Below are 20,285 nucleotides of genomic sequence, written 5' to 3'. Positions count from 1 at the left end.
CCGCACCTGGGCTGGCCCGTCGCCCTCGTCGTCGCCGAGACCCCCGAGCAGGCCAGGGAAGCCGCCGAGACCCTCGTCGTCCACTACGAACAAGAAGCCCACGACGCCCACTTCAACGGTGAGCACCCGAACGCCCACCCGGCGGACGGCCACATGCCGGCGATCACGGAGAAGGGCGACCTCGATGCCGAACTGGCCGCCTCGGCCGTCGTCGTGGATGCCGAGTACACCACCCCCGAAGAGCACCACAACCCGCTGGAACCCCATGCCGCGACCGCCCACTGGGACGCCGGCCGGCTGGAGGTGATCGACTCCAACCAGGGCGCCACCTGGGTCGTCGGCGAACTCGCGAACCTCTTCTCCCTCGACCCGGCCTCGGTGCGCGTACGCTCCGAACACGTCGGCGGAGGCTTCGGCAGCAAGGGCGTCCGCGCCCACCAGGTGGCCGCCGTCATGGCCGCCACCGTCCTCCAGCGCCCCGTACGGGTCGCCCTGACCCGACGTCAGATGTTCTCCCTGGCCGGCTACCGCAGCCCCACCAGCCAGCGCGTCCGGCTCGGCGCCGACGCCGCCGGACGGCTGCGCGCCCTGGAGCACCGCTCCGTCAGCGTCACCTCCACCGTGTACGAATTCGTCGAACCGAGCGCCGGCGTGGCCCGGGTGATGTACGACGCCGACGCCCACCACACCGCCAACCGCGTCGTACCGCTCGACGTGCCGAGCCCGACGTTCATGCGTGCCCCGGGCGAGGCGCCGGGATCGTTCGCACTGGAGGCCGCGCTCGACGAACTCGCGGAGCAGTGCTCACTCGACCCGATCGAGCTGCGTCTGCGCAACGAACCCGGCAAGGGGCCGGTGTCCGGGCTGCCGTTCGCCGGGCGCAACCTGACCGCCTGCTTCCGCGAGGGCGCCCGCAGGTTCGGCTGGGCGGACCGGGACCCGCGCCCCGGAATACGCAAGGACGGACGCTGGCTGCTGGGCACGGGGACGGCGGCGGCCTCCTTCCCCTCCGGCGCCGCCCCCTCCACCGCCTCGGCGACCGCACACCCCGACGGCACCTTCACCGTCCGGATCTCCGCGGCCGACATCGGCACCGGGGCCCGTACCGCACTCACCCTGGTTGCCGCCGACGCCCTCCAGGTGCCCCCGGAGCGGGTCCAAGTGCGCATCGGCGACAGCGACTTCGGCCCGGCGATGATCGCCGGCGGCTCGATGGGCACCCGCTCCTGGTCCTGGGCGATCACGACCGCGGCCGGTGAACTGCGCGAGCGGCTGGCCCTGGGGGCGGACATCCCGCCGGAGGGCATCACGGTGCGGTCCGACACGACGGCCGCCATCGGCGCCCTCGCCCCCGCCGAACGGCACTCGTTCGGCGCGCAGTTCGCCGAGGTCGCCGTGGACGTCAGCACCGGCGAGGTCCGCGTGCGCCGCATGCTCGGCATCTTCGCGGCGGGCCGGATCGTCAACCCGCTCACCGCACGCAACCAGCTCCGGGGCGGCATGATCTGGGGCATCTCCATGGCCCTGCACGAGGAGGCCCTGCGGGACCGCGCCTCGGGCGGCCACGTCGGCGCCGACCTCGCCGGCTACCACGTGGCCACACACGCCGACGTACCGCACATCGAGGCGGACTGGATCGACGACACGGACCCGAACGACCCGGTCGGCATCAAAGGCATCGGCGAGATCGGCATCGTCGGCGCCGCAGCCGCCATCGCCAACGCGATCTGGCACGCGACCGGCGCACGCCACCGCCACCTGCCCATCCGGCCGGACCGCGTCCTGTCGGCCGCCACGGAGGCGCCGGATGCTTGACCTGGCCGAGGAGCTGGACCGCTGGACCGAGGAGGGGCGGGAGTACGCCGTCGCCACCGTGGTCGCGGTCGGCGGCAGCGCGCCACGAGGTCCCGGCGCCGCCCTCGCCGTCGACAGCGCGGGCACCGTCATCGGCTCGGTCTCCGGCGGGTGCGTGGAGGGCGCGGTCTACGACCTGTGCCGGCAGGCGCTCCGGACGGGCGAGAGCGTCACCGAACGGTTCGGCTACAGCGACGACGACGCCTTCGCCGTGGGTCTGACCTGTGGCGGGACGATCGACGTGCTGATCACTCCGGTGGGTGGGCAGGCGCCCGCCCGGCCGGTCCTGGCGTCGGCTCTGTCGGCCGCCGCCAGGGACGAACCGTCGGCCCTCGCCCGTGTCGCCCGCGGCCCGGCCGGCCTCCTCGGCGGCGCCCTGCTGGTGCGGCCGGACGGCACGTACCGGGGTGGTCTCGGCGGCCACCCCGGCCTGGACCGGACGGCGGCGGCCGAGGCCCGGGCCCTGCTGGAGACGGGCCGCACCGGCACGGTGGACCTCTCGGCGGACGGTTCACACTGCCCCGGGGGCCTGACCCTGCTCGTCGAGTCGAACGTGCCGCCGCCGCGCATGATCGTCTTCGGTGCGGTCGACTTCGCGTCGGCGCTGGTGCGGGCCGGCAAGTTCCTCGGCTATCACGTGACCGTCTGCGACGCCCGCCCCGTCTTCGCCACCCGGGTCCGCTTCCCCGACGCCGACGAGATCGTCGTCGACTGGCCGCATCGCTACCTGCGGCGGACCACGACCGACGCCCGCACCGTCCTCGCCGTGCTGACCCACGACGCGAAGTTCGACGTGCCCCTGCTGAAGGCGGCCCTGCGTCTGCCGCTGGCGTTCGTCGGCGCGATGGGCTCACGCCGTACCCACGAGGACCGCGACCGGCGGCTGCGCGCGGAAGGGGTCACCGAACCGGAACTGGCGAGGCTGCGCTCACCGATCGGCCTCGACCTCGGTGCCCGGACGCCGGAGGAGACCGCCCTGTCGATCGCGGCGGAGATCGTCGCCGCGAGGAGGGGCGGATCCGGAGCCCCCCTGACCGGTTCGAGCACGCCCATCCACCGTGGCGACGCGGAACCCGGAGCGGCTCGGCCCCCGCTCCACCGCGACCGAGGGTCCGCGGCTCCCACGACCGGCGCGAGTTACGGGGCCGGCCGTACCGGCGGTCGCGTTCCGTCGGCCGCGCCGCCGGACCTGCCCGCGTGACCCCCGGGCGCGGCGGCCGTTCCGCGAGTTCACCGAATGATGGGGGTGGCGCCGGTGGCCGCTGCGGACAGGTCCCACAGCCGTACGGCGGCGTCGGGGTCGACGGCGTAGGCGCGGACGCCCCCGTCGTCCATCGGCTCGCCCGGTGCGGAGACACGTGCGACGTCACAGTCCTCGAGGTAGAGCCCGCCGCGTCCGTCGAGGAGGCGGGACGTGGCCGCCCACAGACCGGTGGCCGCGCCCTGGGAGGGCGTCTTGAAGCCGGCGCCGATGACGTTGCCGTGCTCGTCCACCCAGCCACGGTCGATCTGCTCCCGCAGTGACATCTCCCGCTGGAGACCCGTCATGATCTTGCCCGGGTGCAGTGCGAACGCCCGGACGCCGTCGTCGCGCCCGAGGGCGTCGAGCCGCACGGCGAACAGGACGTTCGCGGTCTTGGCCTGGCCGTACGCCAGCCACTTGTCGTAGCCGGAACGGAAGTGCGGGTCGTGCCGGCGGATGTCGGTCAGGGTGTGCCCCGCCGAGCTGTTGACGACCACGCGCGCACCGTCGGCGGCGGCCAGGAGCGGGTAGAGCTCGCAGGCGAGCGTGAAGTGTCCGAAGTGGTTGACGGCGAGCTGGAATTCCCAGCCGGGTCCGACGTGTCGCTCAGGGGTGGCCATGACGCCCGCCATCGCCATGAGAAGGTCGATCCTCGTGACGGAGTCGCCGATCCGCGCGGCGGCGGCACGCACGTCGGCCGGGTCCGCCAGATCCATGGGAACGACTTCGCAGCCCTTCACGCCGTCGAGCGCGGCGCGGGCCACCGAGGGCCGGCGGGCCGGAACGACGACCCGGGCCCCGGCCGCCGTCAGGCACCGGGTGGTCTCCAGACCGAGTCCGGAGTAGCCACCGGTCACGACGGCGGTCGTACCGGCGAGGTCGAGGCCGGCCGTGACGTCCTCGGCGGTGTGGGCGGCGGAGAAGGGGGAGCCGAGTGGCTGCTGATCAGTGATGGTCATGCCGACGACGCTACGAACTAGAGCGGGGTCTAGATCAAGTCCGGGGCGGGGGGGCATGGAGACCACCGAGACCGCCGGAGTCAATGAGCGTCGCTGAGACGGCCGAGCGGACCGGACGCGGTGTGCACGCACCGCGCTTGTCCGGCGTGGGCATCGGAGAACCGCTCGGTCCGGCGAGCGGCGTACCGGATTCACGCGGCTTGACGCAGGGTGTCCCGATCCCGGCCGGCGTCACGACCGACCGCGGCGACGCGCGCACGGCGCGCGCCTGCTCGCGGTGAACGCCGCGGTCGCGCACGATTCCCCCATCGCCCGGGTATGACGGGTGACGACCACTGTCCTCACCCGCCATCGACGCCGGCGGCCGTTGTACTGGAGTGAGCGTGCGTCAACTGGACCTGCTGGTGGTCGTCGTCTATCTGGTGGCGATCGCCGTGATCGGACTGCGCCTGGCCGGACGGCAGAAGACGGCGAAGGACTACTTCGTCGGCGAAGGCCACATGCCGTGGTGGACCGTCTCGTTCTCCGTGGTGGCCACCGAGACCAGCGTGCTCACCGTCATCAGCCTGCCGGGCGGCGCGTACGGCGGCCAGGGCTTCGGAAACGTCGAACTGGCACTCGGCTACGTCATCGGACGCGTCGTCGTGGCGACCGCACTGATCCCGCTGTACAAGCGTGGCCGCTTCGTCAGCGCCTACCAGTACCTGGGCGGCAGATTCGGGCTGAGGCTGCAGGGCCTCGCCTCGCTGGCCTTCGTCTTCACCCGGCTGCTCGCCGAGGGCGTACGGCTGTTCGCCTCCGCCATCCCGATCAAGCTGTTGCTCGACGAGTTCGGTGTGCACGCGGGTTACCGCGCCATCATCGTCGTGCTCACGATGATCACCGTCGTCTACACCTACCTCGGCGGCATCAAGGCGGTGATCTGGACCGACGCCATCCAGATGGGCCTGTACCTCGGCGGGGCCCTCCTCGCCATCGGTGTGCTCTCCGGTCATGTCGGCGGCGAGGGCTTCCAGCGTGCCGCGCAGGCGGGCCGGTTCGGACTCTTCGACACCGACTTCGGCCTGGCGCACATCCTCACCAGCCCGTTCGCCCTCCCCACCGCCATCGTCGGCGGCGCCATCTTCGCGATGGCCAGTCACGGTTCCGACCAGCTGATCGTCCAGCGCGTACTGGCCACCCGCACCCTGCGCGACGCCCAGAAGGCCATGATCGCCTCCGGTGTCTTCGTCACCCTGCAGTTCGCCGCGTTCTCCCTCGTGGGCGCGCTGCTGTGGTCCTACAACCAGGGCAGGAGCTTCACGGAACTGGGCCTGACCAGCTCCGACGACCTCTACCCGAACTTCATCCTGCACGGGCTGCCCGTCGTGATCTCGGGCCTGCTCGTGGCCGGCATCCTCGGCGCGGCGATGGGCTCACTGTCCTCGGCACTGAACTCCATGTCGAACTCGACCGTCGCCGACATCATCCACAATCTCTTCCGCAGCGCGCCCTCCGAGGAGTTCCTGCTCGCGCTCGCCCGGCTGATGACCCTGGTGTGGGCGGTGCTGATGGCGCTCTTCGCCTGCGCCTTCAGCACCAGCACCGGCAACGTCTACCTCACCGGCCTCACCATCGCGGGGTACACCTACGGCGCGCTCCTCGGCGCGTTCCTCCTCGGGCGGACCGTGCGACGCGCGAACGAGACCGACGCCGTCATCGCGTTCCTGGCGACGGTCGGTGTCATGACGTACATCGTGCGCGGCGTGCGGATCGACGTCGGCGTGGCCGGGAACACCGTGCCCACCGCGATCGCCGCGCAGTGGCTCGTTCCCATCGGTGTGGTGATCACGCTGGTGGTGGGCGGTGCGGCCAGCCTGTGCCACCGTGCACCCGAGAGCGCCCAGGCTCCGGCGGACGGCGCCGGGTCCGGACCGGACCGTGCGCCGACGGCGGTCGCCCCGGAGTGACGGCCCGATACGACGGCACACGGCCGGCGACACAGTGCCCGGCACACGGCCGACGACACAGTGCCGACGGCACGCGGCCGACGGCATCCTCGTACGCCGATCCGCGTACGGCGCCCCGCCGCAGCGACGCCCCGCGCCACGGGGGCCGCGCCATGACAGCCCTTGGACGACGGCAACCCGCCGTACAGCGACGGCCCCTCGGGAGGAGCCATGCAACACCCGCAGCCTCAGCCGCAGCCGACCCCGCCCGCCCGGTGGAACCCGTGTCAGGAGGCGCCGTGCGTGTGATCGGCCTGATGTCGGGCACCTCGTTCGACGCCATCGAGGCCGCCGCGGCGGACCTCACCCTGGATGGCGACAGCCTGCTCCTGAGGCCCCTCGGGCACCTCTCCGTCCTCTACCCGGACGACGTGCGGGACCTGATCGCCGCCACTCTGCCGCCGGCCGTCACCACGACGCGCGCCGTCTGCGCCCTGGACACCGGCATCGGGCAGGCCTTCGCCGCCGCCGCGACGCGGGCGCTGCGCGAACTGTGCGACGGAACCGCGGATCTCGTGGCGTCGCACGGCCAGACCATGCACCACTGGGTCGAGGACGGCAGGGTCCGCGGCACCCTGCAACTCGGGCAGCCCGCCTGGATCGCCGAGGCGACCGGGCTCCCGGTCGTCTCCGACCTGCGCAGCCGGGACGTCGCCGCCGGGGGGCAGGGCGCGCCGCTGGTCGCCATGACCGACGCCCTGCTGTTGTCCGCCCTGCCCGGCACCCCCGCCGCGCTCAACCTCGGCGGTATCGCCAACGTCACCGTCCTCGCGCCCGGCGCCGAGCCGCTGGCCTTCGACACCGGTCCGGCCAACGCACTGCTGGACGCCGCCGTGCGGCACTTCACCGGGGGCGCGGCCGCCTACGACGAGGACGGACGCAGGGCCGCCGCGGGCCGGGTCAGCCCCGAACTGCTGCGTGTCCTCCTGGACGACGCCTACTACCGCAGGCCGGCGCCCAAGACCACGGGCAAGGAACGCTTCCACCTGCCCTACCTGCTGCGGGCGCTCGACGCGGTGACCGCACCGGCCGCCGACGACGTCCTGGCCACCCTGACCCTGCTGACAGCCGTCACCGTGGCGGACGCCTGCCGCGCCCACGGCGTCACCGAGCTCGTCGTCTCCGGCGGCGGCACTCGCAACCCGGTGCTGATGCGCATGATCGCCGAGGAACTGCCCGGCGTGACACTCCGCCGCAGCGACGACCTGGGCCTGCCGGCGGACGCCAAGGAGGCCCTGGCCTTCGCCGTCCTGGGCTTCCTCACCGCTCACGGCCTGCCCGGGGCCCTTCCCTCGGGCACCGGCGCCCACCGGGCCACGCTGCTCGGCAGCATCACCCCCGGCATGTCGCCGCTGCGCCTGCCCGCACCCGCCACACGGCCGCCACGGCTGCTGCGGGTCATGGGTGGGCTCGGCGCGGCCTCCACTGCGGGTGCCATGTGGTCCGAAGGAGACCGCGTCAGTCCGGATCGGCCCGGAGACGCTGCGCGAGACCGACCAGATCGCCCAGGCGCAGCACCCGCCCGTCGAACCCTGGCAGAGGGACATGCAACCGCTCGGTCCAACGGGCAGGTATCGCGGCCAGCCCATAACGGGCCCCCGCGAGACCTCCGGTGACCGCGGCGACAGTGAGGACATCCTCGCTCGGCAACCCGACATCTTTGGGCTCAGCCCCCGCCCACCGTTGAAAACGAGCGAAGACATCCGGCAAGTCCCAGGCGCTCTCCGCGCATGTCCCGGCTCCGGGAATCGCGCGGAGGAGGCACCGTCACACGGCAGCCGTGCCGGAGCGGTGGTGGAAATGGGAAGGGCGTCCCCGTGGGTCGGGGGCGCCCCGGGATCAGGCCGGTTCGGGTTGGGGTTCCGGTTGGGGAACCGGTACGGCTTTCGGTTCCCACAGTTCGGTGGTCCGCATGTATCCGTAGACCACGGACGCCATCGCCAGAATGAGAAGCGGCCCGAACATCCACGGATATTCGGCCATCCGCATCGGCAGATAGCGATAGGAGAGCAGCAGCACGACGAAGACCGTCGCGCCGTGAGCCACCAGCCTCGTCGCTGACCGCTCCCAGCCGCGGTCGAGTGCGCGCAGCGCCGCCTCGATGGTGACCGCGAACACCACGCCGGCGACGAGGTCCACGCCGTAGTGGTAGCCGAATCCCAGCGTGGCGCTGAGCGTGGCGATCAGCCAGAAGGCGCCCGCGAAACGCAGCACCCGCGGGCCCTTGCGGGAATGAATGAAGATCGTGGTGGCCCACGCGGTGTGCAGGCTGGGCATGCAGTTGCGCGGGGTGATGTCGTCGTAGGTCATGTCGTGCGGGCTGTGGAGAGGCGGCGGCGTGTGGGGCCACAGATCGGCCAGCGCCCAGTGCCCGCCACCGGTGCCGAACGCGCCGTTGCCGTAGGCGAAGACCGGACCGACCACCGGGAAGACCATGTAGATCGCCGGCCCCACGAGTCCGATGACCAGGAAGGTGCGCACCAGATGGTGACCCGGGAAGCGGCGCTCGGCCGCCACGTTGCGCAGCTGGTACAGCGCGACGACCACCGCGGCCACCGCGAGCTGGATGTAGACGTAGTCGAGAAGATGGGTGCCGATCGGACCGGTGGCCTCGACGAGCCGGCCCATCACCCAGGACGGGTTGCCCAGCGCGTGGTCGGCGGTCGCCACGTACTGGTCGAGCACCGCCGGGCGGGTCTTCGACGTGATGAGGAGCCACGTGTCGCCGGTCTTGCGGCCGGCCACCAGCAACAGGCCCAGCCCGACGCCCTTCAGCAGGAGGACGCGTTCCCGGCCGGTACGGCGTGTGACGGCGATGACCGCGTAACCCAGCATCACCCACAGCGCGCCGTTCCCGAACATCATCTTGGCGTCGACGGCCCAGCGCACCAGGAAGAAGACGACGTCGATGCCCACGGCGACGCCGAACGCGATGAACCGTTGCCGCCAGGTGAGCACCACCATCATCAACGCCATGCTGGCGTACAACAATGGTCCCGACTTGGGCGCGAATATCACCTCTTGTGCCTGGGTGGTGAGCGGCCCCGGCAGACCGTAGTGACGCGCGGCGATCTCCAGCGTGATGAGGAATCCGAGGACCACCACGCCCGCCGCGGTCCACAGCAACGCCCGTGGCCGACGCCACGCGGCGAAGAAGGTTCTGAGGTTTATTCGCGAAAAAACCCGCGATGCCATCGATATCAAGATTTCAGCCGATTTGTGAGTTTTCAGGTGATCGCCATAGGTTCGAACATGTTAGCGGAGCGGGTGGGTTTCACTGTTCGCGGGTGTCGCCCCGTCGCCGCCGCACCCACCCTAGCCGCGCCGCGAAAATGGCTTGCCGCACTCGAATTCCCCGCCTACGGTGCTGCGCATGGGTTCCCTGTGACAGTCCCCGCGCGACCGCGTTGAGCTCCGCTCCGCCGTCGCGCGTTCTCGTCCGCGCTTCCGTTCGTCCGTCCGTGATGCCGCCTGTCCGGCGTGCCGTGGGGCGGCTCAGCCGTGCGCGGCCACGTCCACTCACCCGTGCCGATCGGCCAGGCCGAGAACAGGGGACTCGATGCTCACCGCACAGCTATCCCTTCAGAACATCACCCGCCGCTACGACGACCACGTAGTGCTCGACGACGTGTCCTTCACCATCAAGCCGGGCGAAAGGGCCGGCATCATCGGAGACAACGGGGCCGGGAAATCCACCCTGCTGCGACTGATCGCCGGGCAGGACCGGCCCGACAACGGCGAGCTGACCGTGGTCGCGCGCGGTGGCTCGGGCTACCTCGCCCAGTCGTCGGGGCTGCCACCCGAAGCCCGCGTCCAGGACGCGGTCGACGTCGCGCTCGCCGGCCTGCGTGACCTGGAGACGCGGATGCGTTCCGCCGAAGCCGGGCTCAAGGGCCTCGCGGGGGCGGAGCTCACCGCCGCGCTGGACGCCTACGCCCGCCTGGTCGCGCGGTACGAGGCGCGCGCCGGCTACGAGGCCGATGCCCGGGTCGACATCGCCCTGCACGGACTCGGGCTGCCCGGTCTGGCCCGGGACAGACCCCTGGGCACGCTGTCGGGCGGCGAGCGCTCGCGCCTGGCGCTGGCCGCGACCCTGGCGTCCCGGCCGGAGCTCCTGCTGCTGGACGAACCGACGAACGATCTGGACGACCGGGCGGTGGGCTGGCTGGAGGCGCACCTGAGGGCGCATCGCGGCACGGTGCTCGCGGTCACCCACGACCGGGTGTTCCTGGAGCGCGTCACCACCACGATCCTGGAGGTCGGTGAGGGCCGGGTGGTCCGCTACGGCGACGGCTACGACGGCTACCTCGCCGCCAAGGCCGCCGAGCGACGGCGCCGGCTGCGGGAGCACGCGGACTGGTCGGCGGAGCTGGCCCGCAGCCGGAAACTGGCCTCCACGAACGTGGCCCGGCTCGGCGCGATCCCGCGCAAGCTGCCGCTCGCCGTGTTCGGCCACGGCGGCTTCCGCAACCGCGGCCGTGGTCACGGTGCGATGGTGCGTATCCGCAACGCGAAGGAGCGTATCGAACGGCTCACGGAACATCCTGTCGCGCCGCCGCCCGAACCGCTCGTGTTCGCCGCCCGGATGGCCACCGCCGACGGCCGGACATCGAGGACCGCCGCGGAACTCACCGGCATCCGGGTCGCGGGCCGGCTGCACGTGCCGTCGCTGCGCGTCGGCGGCGCCGAGCGGCTGTTGGTCACCGGGCCCAACGGGGCCGGGAAGACGACGCTGATGCGGGTGCTGGCGGGTGAGCTGCGGCCCGACGAGGGGACCGTGCGCACACGGGGCACGGTCGGGCACCTGAAGCAGGAGGAGACGCCGTGGCCGCCGGGACTGACACTCGCGCAGGCGTTCGCCCACGGCCGCGGAGGCGACCTGGACGAGCAGACCGACCACCTCCTGTCCCTCGGTCTGTTCAGCCCCTCCGACCTGCGCCTGAAGGTGGGCGAGCTGTCTTTTGGGCAACGGCGCCGGATCGAACTGGCCCGCCTGGTCTGCGAGCCCGTCGACCTGCTGCTGCTGGACGAGCCCACCAACCATTTCTCCCCCGCCCTGGTGGAGGAACTGGAACGGGCCCTGGCCGGCTACCGGGGCGCGGTCGTCGTCGTCACCCACGACCGCCGTATGCGGGACCGCTTCACCGGCAGGCATCTGGAACTGGACGCCGGCCGCCTCGCGCGGGCCGAGCAGGCTGCGGCAGGCTGACCTCGGCGGACGTCGCGCTCGGCCTCCCACCGGCGGCCGGCCTCCGGTGTGGCCGGCCGCCGGTGCGCCGAGGGCGGGCGCGACCCCTCCGCGCCGGACGGGCTTTCTCTCCGCCTCCTCCGGCCACGATGCGACCCGAGCCGGCCGGCGCCGTAGTCCACTTGGGCGTCGCCGGGATGCAGTACGTCCGCGCTTCCGTACGGTCGGTTGCAGGGCCGGGATGTGCCTTGGCCTGCATGTCAGGAGGTTCGCCATGCGTCGCATCGGCTCGACGTTTTCCACGCTCGCCGCCACCGGAGTGATCGCGCTCGCGGTTCCCGGCTCGGCCTGTGCCACGAACGGGTTCATCGTGATCGACGGGGTCGTTCACACCCACCCGAGTGGCTGCATAGAGATCCCGCACCTGTCCAGCGTCTTCAACGTCACGGACATACCGGCGCTGGTCCACAACGTTCCGGGCTGCGCGGGCGGGGTCGTCCAGATCATCCCTCCCGGGCTGGCGGCGCAGGTGCCCGGAACCCACAGCGTCTTCCTCGGCTGAACGATGAGTTCTCAGGCGACCGCATGGGGGAAGCGTGCGGACCCGCTTCCGTGCCCCATGGCCTACACTAGGTAGACCTACCTACCTAGTCAGGAGCAGTGGTGAGCGAGGCGGACGTGAGCACGGCGCGGAGCGGAAGGCGGCGGCCCGCACGAGAGCGGCTGCTGGCGGCGGCCGCCCGCCGCTTCTACGCCGACGGCGTGGCGGCGACCGGCATCGACACGATCACCGCCGAGGCCGGTGTGGCGAAGATGAGCCTCTACAACAACTTCTCCTCCAAGGCCGACCTGGTCAGGGCCTATCTCGACGCCCGGCACGAGGAGTGGCTCGGCCTCTACCGGGCGCGGCTGGAGCGGGCCCGGGGCCCCCGCGACGGCGTCCTGGCGGTGTTCGACGCCTACGCCGACCACGCAGCGTTCGCCTACGAGCACGGCTTCCGCGGCTGCGGGCTGCTCAACGCCGCCGCCGAGCTACCGGCCGGTGACGAGGGCAGGTCCGTGGTGCGCGCCCACAAGGAGGAGGTCGAGCGGCTGATCGCCGGGCACCTGGAGCAGCTGCTGCCCGACCGCCCGGACGCGGCTCGCACGACGGCCGAACACCTCGCCTTCCTCCTGGAGGGCGCGATGGCCCGCGCCGGTCTGGAAGGCGACGGCGACCGCCTTCGGCGCGCCCGCTCCCTGGCGGCCGACCTGCTGGACCGGCTGTGAACCGGGCCGCCGGACCGGGCCGGACCACCGGGACGGGCGCGCTGTGCGTGCTGGCCGCCTCCGTTCTGTGGGGCACCACGGGCACGGCCGCCACGCTCGCCCCGGCCGTGGGCCCGCTCGCCATAGGCGCCGTCGCCATGGGCATGGGCGGGCTCCTCCAGGCGCTCTTCGCCGCGCCACGGATCGCCCGCCATGCCGCCCGGCTGCGCGAGCGGCGCGGCACCGTGCTGCTCGGGGCCGTCTCGGTGGCGGTCTATCCCCTGGCCTTCTACAGCTCCATGCGTCTGGCGGGCGTCGCCGTGGGCACCGTGGTGTCGATCGGCACCGCCCCGCTCGCCTCGGCCCTGATCGAACGCGCCGTCGACGGCCGCCGGCTCACCCGCCGTTGGGGGAGCGCGGCCGCTCTCGGCATGCTCGGCACCATCCTGCTGTGCGCCGCCGAAGCCGCCCACGCCACCGGCGACACGGGGCAGGCGTCCGTGGCCGCCACGCTGCTCGGCGTCGCCCTCGGCCTGGTCGCCGCCGCGACCTACGCCCTCTACTCCTGGGCCGCGCACCGGCTGATCACCGGTCAGATCCCGTCCCGTGCGGCGATGGGCGCCGTCTTCGGGCTCGGCGGGCTGTTCCTGCTGCCCGTCCTGGCGGTCACCGGCGCCCCGCTCCTCGGCTCCTGGTCCAACGCGGCCGTCGGCGTCTACATGGCGCTGGTCCCCATGTTCATCGGCTACGTCCTGTTCGGCTGGGGCCTCGCGCACGTGCCCGCCAGCACCGCGACCACCCTGTCCCTGCTCGAACCGGCCGTCGCGGCCGTACTCGCCGTCGTCGTCGTGGGCGAACGCCTCCCCGCGGCCGGCTGGGCCGGCATCGCGCTCGTCATCGTCTGCCTCGCCGTCCTCACCGCCCCGGCCCGCCGCCCACGGCGGCGCTCCGGCGAGCCGGTCACGGGACCCGACGCCCGCGACGCGCAAGCCGGCCTGGCACGGCCCGGGGCGCCGTAGCGCACCCGTCCGGCCCGGCAACCGGGGGGAGTGTCCCAGCTGCGGTCCAGGGGCGCCGCGCGGTCAGCCGGTCACGATGAGGGCGAGCGCGGTGATGATGAGGGCGTAGGCCGTGACGGTGAGCGCGGTGCGGGCGATGAGTACCCCGCGCCCCCGCCGTCGCGGGGGCGCGGTGAAGCAGCAGCACGGCTGCTCGGGGTGCCAGTACGGGGAATCCAGCCAGTAGGAGCCCAGAAGGCGGGCGGTGCTGGTCGAGCCGGGTTCGTCGTGCATGGCGGGTCAACGGCTGGTGGGCTGGACGGGGTGCGGTGGCGGGCCCGGTCGACACCGAACCGTGATCTTGCATAGCTGCTGGGCAACTGCCGCCACCGACCGTGCTCCGTCGACGGCCCCGGACAGGCGACGCACCACGTCGCAACGTCTCGCCGGTGTGGCCCGGGACCGTCAACGCGCCGTGTACCTGCTGCGGATGGCGGTGGTGGCGAGGAATCCGGTCGCGGCTGCGCTGAGCAGGGCACAGAAGGAGAGGAGGAGCGTGTGGCGGTGCATCGCGGGGGCCTTTCCTGTCGTGGTCGTGAATGCGCTGCCCAACGATGACGTTCCCGATTTCGGCTCGCCTCCGGCGACGGTACAACCCGCATGGCCCTGCCCGTTGGTCTGCCCCGGGGCGCGCCGCCGGGCGGTCGGCGGCGCGGCCACGACAGGACGGTGAGTTCCGGCCACTCGCCCTTCCAGCGTGCCGCCTTGGCCCCATGGACCTGCCGAGGGGCGGCTCGTGCGGGCTCCGGGCGGCACCCGCAACCACCGCTGCCGGGTGGGTCCCTGGGCGGTGGCCGGCCTCAACCCGCGGATGTAGAACCGTGGTCTGAAGGCGAGCCGCGTTGCATCCGGTGGGCCGATGTGGCCCGGCCGCGGCGGATGGCAGCGTTTCGCCCATGCGTACGAACCTTCGCACAGCACACCGATCCGCGACCGCGGCCACGGCCGACGGCCCGGCGGCGGAGCCCGGTTCCGTCCGGAAGAGCCGGGAAGGGGCCGGGGCCACTACGCCGGTGGACGGCCGGGAGACGTTGACACGCCGACGCCTGCTGAGGACCGCGCTGGCGGTCGGCGCGGCCGCACCGCTCGGCCTCACCGGGCCGGCCCGGGCCTCCTCCGGAGCACCGGCCCCGGCACGGCTCACGCTGCCCGCCCCGACCGGACCGTACCCCGTGGGTACGGTGGCGCTGCACCTCGTCGACACCGCCCGCCCGGACCCCGTGGCGGGTCCGGGACGTCATCGGGAGCTGATGGCCGGCGTCTGGTACCCCGCCCGTGATGTCGAGCGGTACCCGCTGGCGCCGTGGATGTCCGCCGGCGCGCTGCGGGAGCTGCTCGCGTCCGCCGGGTTCCCCGCCGACGCCGTGCAGGTGCCGCTCACCGCCGGACACCAGGGTGCCCCGGCGCGGTGGTGCGGCCGGGAACTGCCGGTCGTCGTGTTCTCGCACGGTGCCCACAGCCACCGGGCCGACCACACCGTCATCGTGCAGGAACTCGCCAGCCACGGCTACGCGGTGGTCACGGTGGACCACACCTACGACGCCTTCACGGAGTTCCCCGACGGGCGGGTCCTCGCCCCGCTCAGGGACCCGCAACACGCGCTGGGGCCCGCCGACTTCGCCGCGGACATCCGCTTCGTCCTGGACCGTGTCGACGATCTCGCCGCAGGGCGCGATCCCGATGCCGGCCGCCGCCCGCTGCCGGCGGGCCTGGCCGGCGCGATCGACCCGCGGCGCACCGGCATGTTCGGCTGGTCGAAGGGCGGGACGGCGACCGCTCGCGTCATGCTCGACGACCCGCGCGTCCGGGCCGGGCTGAGCCTCGACGGCCCGATGCTGCCGGCCGTCACCGGCGACCTGGACCGCCCCTTCATGATGATGACGGCCGAGTTCACCCGGGCCCGGGAGCCCGGCGTCGCCGAGTTCTGGACGCACCTGCGCGGATGGCGGCTCGACGTCCGGGCCGAGGGCGCCGTCCATGCGTCCTACGGCGACAACCAGGTGCTGATCCCGCAGCTGGCGGAGGCGGTGGGAATGAGCGACGAGGAACTGCGCGACCGGATCGGCACGCTCGCCCCGGACCGGGCGGTGCGCATCCAGCAGGCGTACCCGCTCGCGTTCTTCGACCTGCACCTGCGGCACCGGCGCGGCCATCTGCTCGACGGCCCGTCACGGGCCTTCCCGGAGGTGACGTTCCTGCCCTGACACGACCCCGCGAGGCGACCTGATACCGAGAGGAGATGCGGGGCTTCCCGACGGCGGGCGGACCGCCGGCCGCGCCTCGGACACCGGGGCGTTGTCAGTGGGCCCGGATAGCGTGACGGCCATCCGATCAAGCGATCGATCCCGTCCGGGGTCGGCGGAGGAGGGGCTGTGCGGCGCAGGGAGTCGGCCGGGGAGGACCCGGCGAACGAGCAGGTCGAGCAGGAGGCTCCCGCGGCCGCCGGCCGGTCGGCCGCGGCGGACGGTCCGGTCGCGCTGCCCGACGAGCAGACGTTCCGGATGCCGGCCGCCTGGCGGCGGCTGGTGTATCCGCGCCGAGGCGGAATCGAGCGGAGCGTCGCCGGGCCGCACCCCGAGACCGAGCAGCGCACGGCGTTCCGGCTGCACGAGGAGGCCGACTGGATCGAGGCGATGCTCACCGCCCCGAAGAGCGACCCCCGTATCGTCGAGGCCACCAGGTCCCACATGGACGGCCGCGCCAACCCCCTGGGCGCCGCCGCGGTGGCGACGCTGACCTTCCACTGGCAGTACCCGGACGGCATCTTCGTGGACGCCTGGGTCCGCGCGCACGGCCTGGCGTTCGCCGCGCAGGCCGTCGTCGAGTACTTCGACGTCGTGCCCCACTACCACCAGAACGGCGCCCACCGCGAGAACCCCTGGCTCGGTTTCCGCACCGGAGCGGCCACCGGCGGCGACTGGGCGCGGTCGAAGTTCGCCGACCGCGTGCGCGCCCTGCTGGCCGTCGCCGACGAGAACACCTACCAGGAGACGGTCGCCGCACTGGCCGGCTGCCGGACCGGCGTACGCCGCCGCATCGTCGTGTCCTACCTGCTCCCCACCGAACAGGCGTGGGTGGACGAGTGCTGCGCCGACGTGCAGCAGGCCGACGAACTGCTGCGGGCGATGCTGCTGTGCTCGCTGAACTCCCCGGAGCAGCTGGAGCACTTCGGCCGCCGGGCGGGCCTCGTCTGGAACGGCTGGACGACGGCGCTCGTCGCCACCCTCGCCGAGGGCACCGGCACGGCCTTCGCCCCGCTCCTCGACGAGGCCCTCGACCGGGCCTACAACTCCGAGCAGACCAAGGCCTTCGCGAACGCCGTCGTCGAACTGCCGACCGACGAGGCGTTCCGTCTCCTCCTGCACCGCATCGACGACAAACACGTCCGCCCCCACCTGCTGGAGGCCATGCGCCGGTACCCGGTGCGCGGCCTGCGCCTGCTGGGCGAGGTGGCGACCGGCTCCAGCACGCACGCTGCCATGGCAAGCCAACTGCTCGTCACACACGTCCGCACGCACGCCGACCTGACCGCTGCCGTGCTGCCCCAGCTGCCCGCCGAGGTCGCCGGCCTCGTGACGCCCCACCTCACCCGCACCGACCGGGTGGCCGACGCTCCCGCCGAGGCGCTGCCCACGCTGCTGGTCAGTCCGCCGTGGGCGGGCAAGCGCAAGGCCCGCAAGGCGCGCGTGGCCGCCGCGACACCCGCGGCCCCGGAGCCCCGGATCGTGTGGCAGCCGGGCGAGCAGGAGGCCTGGGCCAAGGCCGACACCCGGTACAGCGGGTGGCGCGTCGGCTACGACTGGTCCCGTGAGATCGAGCACCTCCAGCGGACGGGACAGCTCGGCAGCTTCTGGGACGTGCGCCTCTTCGTCGACGGCCCCGAGGACGTCGTAGGACCGCTCCTCGCCGACTACGCCCCCGAGGACTACTGGGGCGGCGAGACGGCGCTGAAGCCGGTCGTCGCCAAGCACGGTCCGGCCGCATTGCCGCTGGTGCGGCGTGCCGCGGTCCGGCATCCGAGCAGCCTAGGTGAGCTGCTGCTGCCGTACCGGGACGTCGAGGTCGCCGCGCTGGTGTGCGACTGGCTGGCGCGGCTCAGGTCCGCCGACGGCACCGCCCGCGCCTGGCTGACCCGGCACGGCCTGGACGCGGTGCCCTTCCTCGTCCCGCACGCGGTGGGGCCCGTCGGCACCGTCCGGCGCGGTGCGGAGAGGGCACTGCGGCTGCTGGCGGACGCCCACGGCGAAGCGGCGGTGTCCGCTGCCGTCGCCGGCTGCGGGGAGGAGGCGGCGGGCATCGTCGAGGAGTCACTGGCCGTCGATCCGCTGGTCAGCGTCCTGCCCGTGCGCCTGCCCACGGTAGGCAGCTGGGCGGATCCGACGCTGCTGCCGCAGATCCTGCTCACCGACGGCGGCGCCCTGCCCGCCGACGCGGTGCGCAACGCCCTGATGCTGCTCGCGCTGTCCAAGCCCGGCGAGGTGTACCCGGGTCTGGAGGTGCTGACCGCGCACTGCACCGCCGACTCCCTCGCCGATTTCGCCTGGGGCCTGTTCGAGCAGTGGCGGCTGATCGGCATGCCGCCCAAGGAGAACTGGGCGCTGCACGCGCTCGGCTGGCTCGGCGACGACGACACCGTGCGCCGGCTCACTCCCGTCGTGCGTGCCTGGCCCGGCGAGGGCGGCCACCACCGCGCCGTGGAGGCGTTGACCGTGTTCGCGACGATCGGCACCGACGTGGCGTTGACGCATCTGCACGGCATCTCCCAACGGGTGCCCTTCAAGGCGCTCAAGCTGCGCGCCCAGGAGAAGATCGCCGAGGTCGCGGAGGGACTGGGCCTGACCGGCGAGCAACTGGGGGACCGGCTGGTGCCCGACTTCGGCCTCGACGCGCAGGGCAGCACCGTCATCGACTACGGCCCCCGGCAGTTCACCGTGAGCTTCGACGAGCAGCTGCGCCCCAGTGTCCGGGACGCCGACGGCAAGCAGCGCAAGGCACTGCCCGCGCCCGGCGTCAAGGACGACCCGGAGCTGGCCCCAGCTGAGCGCAAGCGGTTCGCCGCCCTGAAGAAGGACGTCCGCACGGTCGCCACCGATCAGGTGCGGCGCCTGCAGGCGGCCATGGTGACTCAACGCACGTGGACGGTGGCGGAGTTCCGGCAGCTGTTCGTCGATCACCCGCTGGTGTGGCACCTGGTCCGCCGCCTCGTCTGGATCGGCGCGGCCGACGGCTTGGTCACGGCCTTCCGGGTGGCGGAGGACCGCACCTTCGCCGACGTCCACGACGACGGACTGACGCTGCCCGGCGAGGCGACGGTCCGCGTGGCCCACCCCCTGCACCTGGCAGGCGACCTCGAAGCGTGGTCGGAACTGTTCGCCGACCACGAGGTCCTCCAGCCGTTCCCCCAGCTGGGCCGGACCGTGCACGCGCTGACCGAGGAGGAGGCCGCCGGGCACCGGCTGACCCGGTTCGAGGGTGCGAAGGTGCCGGTCGGCAAGCTGCTCGGTCTCACCAAGCGGGGCTGGGAGCGCGGCGAACCGCAGGACGCGGGCGTGGAACGCTGGTTCCACCGGCGCATCGACGACGACCACTACCTGGTCATCGGACTCGACGAGGGCATAGCCGTCGGCGCGCTGGACGTGTTCCCCGACCAGACCTTCGCATACGTCTGGCTCGACTCCGCTCCCGGAGACTACTGGCGCAGCGGCCGGTACACGCTGCGCTTCGGCGACCTCGACCCGGTCATCGCCTCCGAGATCCTCGCCGACCTCACCGAGGTGACCACCCGGTGACCAGCCGCGGCGCTGCCGCGGCGGTCCGGGGTGGAGCCGCCGCGCCGGGATGTGCTGGGGGTGCCGGTCGGCTGCCGCGATGCCAGGTGGAGCACCCGCGTTCCGGGTGCCGGCCCGAGCGCCCGGCCGAGGCCGGCCAGCCGGCCGCGCCCGCCTGGACACTCATCCCCTGCACCCCACTCACTCGTACGATCGGCAACGCGGTCAAGCCGGACGGCGGTGCACCCCCTGTCCATCGACTTTCCCGGAGCCCCTCACGAAGAGGCAGCCCCGAGTGGCAGGCAGCCGAACCTCCCGCTGTGGAGGCGTGGTTCGACCTGGCCGCGACTGTCTTCGGTGCCCTCGCGAGTCCGCGGTCAGTCGAGTTCCACGGGCCCGTAGCGCGCGACGTCCGCTCCGGTCAGCAAGGCCCAGTAGCGGTCTCCGTACGACCAGTGCCACCACTCCGTGGGGTAGTTGACCAGTCCGGCGGAGGTGAGCGCGCTGCTCAGGGTGTGCCGGTGGGCGCGGGCCCCGTCGCTGATGCTGTCTGCGTGGGTGTAGCAGGCTCCCGCGCTCTCCTCCGGAGTGGCGTTCATGCGGGTGCCCAGGTCGAGTTCACGCCCGTCCGCGTCGGCGAGGGTCAGGTCGACGGCTGCCCCGGCGCTGTGCGGTGCGATCTCCGGTGGCGACACATAGCGGCTGGCCGCCGACCGGAGCCGCTCGGCGGACCAGTCCGGATTCCCGGCCCGCAGGTGGTCCGCGTAGGAGTCGAAGTAACGACGTTGCAGGGACGGAGGGCGGTATCCCTCGACGAACAGCAGCCGTATCCCCGGCGGCAGTTGTGCCTGAGCCTCGACGAGTCTGCCGAGCACCTCTTTCCGCAGGTATTGCGTCCTGAACGCGTGAAGGAGTTGGTAGTAGGACAGCTTCCAATTGCGGTGCTGTGTGGAAGATGAAGGATTCGTGGCCCTTCGGA

At 72.7% G+C, this 20,285-nt stretch carries 14 protein-coding genes and 1 pseudogene; 10 read left to right on the top strand and 5 right to left on the bottom strand.

Going from position 1 to position 20,285, the window contains the following annotated elements; translation table 11 throughout:
• Nucleotides 1-1,815 (top strand): xanthine dehydrogenase family protein molybdopterin-binding subunit (locus FHS34_RS41330; protein ID WP_184975949.1); only part of this gene is annotated, 1,815 nt, incomplete at its 5' end.
• A complete protein-coding gene (locus tag FHS34_RS41325; protein WP_184975946.1) occupies nt 1,808-3,055 on the top strand; it encodes an XdhC family protein in 1,248 nt (415 codons plus the stop codon). The genes FHS34_RS41330 and FHS34_RS41325, both read left to right, overlap by 8 nt.
• A gap of 29 nt (nt 3,056-3,084) precedes the next feature.
• On the opposite strand, the gene FHS34_RS41320 is transcribed toward FHS34_RS41325, so the two are convergent.
• Nucleotides 3,085-4,056, bottom strand: coding sequence for an SDR family NAD(P)-dependent oxidoreductase (locus tag FHS34_RS41320; protein ID WP_184975942.1), 972 nt, complete (start codon nt 4,054-4,056; stop codon nt 3,085-3,087).
• 383 nt (nt 4,057-4,439) lie between these two features.
• On the opposite strand from FHS34_RS41320, the gene FHS34_RS41315 reads away from it, so the two are divergent.
• Both FHS34_RS41315 and FHS34_RS41310 read left to right on the top strand, forming a co-directional pair.
• Nucleotides 4,440-6,005, top strand: a complete 1,566-nt coding sequence (locus FHS34_RS41315) for a sodium:solute symporter (RefSeq protein WP_184975938.1) — start codon at nt 4,440-4,442, stop codon at nt 6,003-6,005.
• Between the two features lie 278 nt (nt 6,006-6,283).
• Nucleotides 6,284-7,660, top strand: coding sequence for an anhydro-N-acetylmuramic acid kinase (locus FHS34_RS41310; RefSeq protein WP_505383599.1), 1,377 nt, complete (start codon nt 6,284-6,286; stop codon nt 7,658-7,660).
• Here the strand turns inward: FHS34_RS41310 and FHS34_RS44435 are convergent.
• A pseudogene (locus tag FHS34_RS44435) lies at nt 7,605-7,754 on the bottom strand (ADP-ribosylglycohydrolase family protein); the annotation flags it as partial. The gene FHS34_RS41310 and the pseudogene FHS34_RS44435 sit on opposite strands and share 56 nt — an antisense overlap.
• A gap of 129 nt (nt 7,755-7,883) precedes the next feature.
• On the bottom strand, nt 7,884-9,239 hold the full coding sequence (locus tag FHS34_RS41305; protein WP_184975935.1) for a phosphatase PAP2 family protein: 1,356 nt from the start codon (nt 9,237-9,239) through the stop codon (nt 7,884-7,886).
• Between the two features lie 364 nt (nt 9,240-9,603).
• On the opposite strand from FHS34_RS41305, the gene FHS34_RS41300 reads away from it, so the two are divergent.
• The 4 genes from FHS34_RS41300 (at nt 9,604) to FHS34_RS41285 (ending at nt 13,499) form a co-directional block, all read left to right on the top strand.
• The gene (locus FHS34_RS41300) at nt 9,604-11,253 is read left to right on the top strand and encodes a TlrC/CarA/OleB/SrmB family ABC-F type ribosomal protection protein (RefSeq protein WP_184975932.1); all 1,650 of its coding nucleotides are present in this window, start codon (nt 9,604-9,606) and stop codon (nt 11,251-11,253) included.
• A gap of 253 nt (nt 11,254-11,506) precedes the next feature.
• Nucleotides 11,507-11,794, top strand: coding sequence for a hypothetical protein (locus FHS34_RS41295; protein ID WP_184975929.1), 288 nt, complete (start codon nt 11,507-11,509; stop codon nt 11,792-11,794).
• Nucleotides 11,795-11,895: 101 nt separating this feature from the next.
• Nucleotides 11,896-12,501, top strand: coding sequence for a TetR/AcrR family transcriptional regulator (locus FHS34_RS41290; protein ID WP_184975927.1), 606 nt, complete (start codon nt 11,896-11,898; stop codon nt 12,499-12,501).
• Nucleotides 12,498-13,499, top strand: coding sequence for a DMT family transporter (locus tag FHS34_RS41285; RefSeq protein ID WP_308288349.1), 1,002 nt, complete (start codon nt 12,498-12,500; stop codon nt 13,497-13,499). The genes FHS34_RS41290 and FHS34_RS41285 overlap by 4 nt, the downstream gene beginning before the upstream one ends.
• Before the next feature lie 63 nt (nt 13,500-13,562).
• Here the strand turns inward: FHS34_RS41285 and FHS34_RS41280 are convergent, their stop codons facing one another.
• On the bottom strand, nt 13,563-13,772 hold the full coding sequence (locus FHS34_RS41280) for a hypothetical protein (protein WP_184975924.1): 210 nt from the start codon (nt 13,770-13,772) through the stop codon (nt 13,563-13,565).
• Between the two features lie 797 nt (nt 13,773-14,569).
• Between FHS34_RS41280 and FHS34_RS41275 the strand changes: the two genes are divergently transcribed.
• Together FHS34_RS41275 and FHS34_RS41270 are read left to right on the top strand one after the other, a co-directional pair.
• Nucleotides 14,570-15,742 (top strand): alpha/beta hydrolase family protein, encoded by a 1,173-nt coding sequence (locus tag FHS34_RS41275; protein WP_225818034.1) that lies wholly within the window; start codon nt 14,570-14,572, stop codon nt 15,740-15,742.
• Between the two features lie 168 nt (nt 15,743-15,910).
• Nucleotides 15,911-19,327: a DUF4132 domain-containing protein gene (locus FHS34_RS41270; RefSeq protein ID WP_225818032.1), complete on the top strand. Its 3,417-nt coding sequence runs from the start codon at nt 15,911-15,913 to the stop codon at nt 19,325-19,327.
• Nucleotides 19,328-19,683: 356 nt separating this feature from the next.
• Here the strand turns inward: FHS34_RS41270 and FHS34_RS41265 are convergent, their stop codons facing one another.
• Nucleotides 19,684-20,235: a M15 family metallopeptidase gene (locus FHS34_RS41265; RefSeq protein ID WP_184975952.1), complete on the bottom strand. Its 552-nt coding sequence runs from the start codon at nt 20,233-20,235 to the stop codon at nt 19,684-19,686.
• Nucleotides 20,236-20,285: the final 50 nt, after the last annotated feature.

The organism is Streptomyces echinatus, assembly GCF_014203595.1.
Taxonomy (GTDB): domain Bacteria; phylum Actinomycetota; class Actinomycetes; order Streptomycetales; family Streptomycetaceae; genus Streptomyces; species Streptomyces echinatus.
This window is presented reverse-complemented; position numbering and strand designations above follow the sequence as displayed.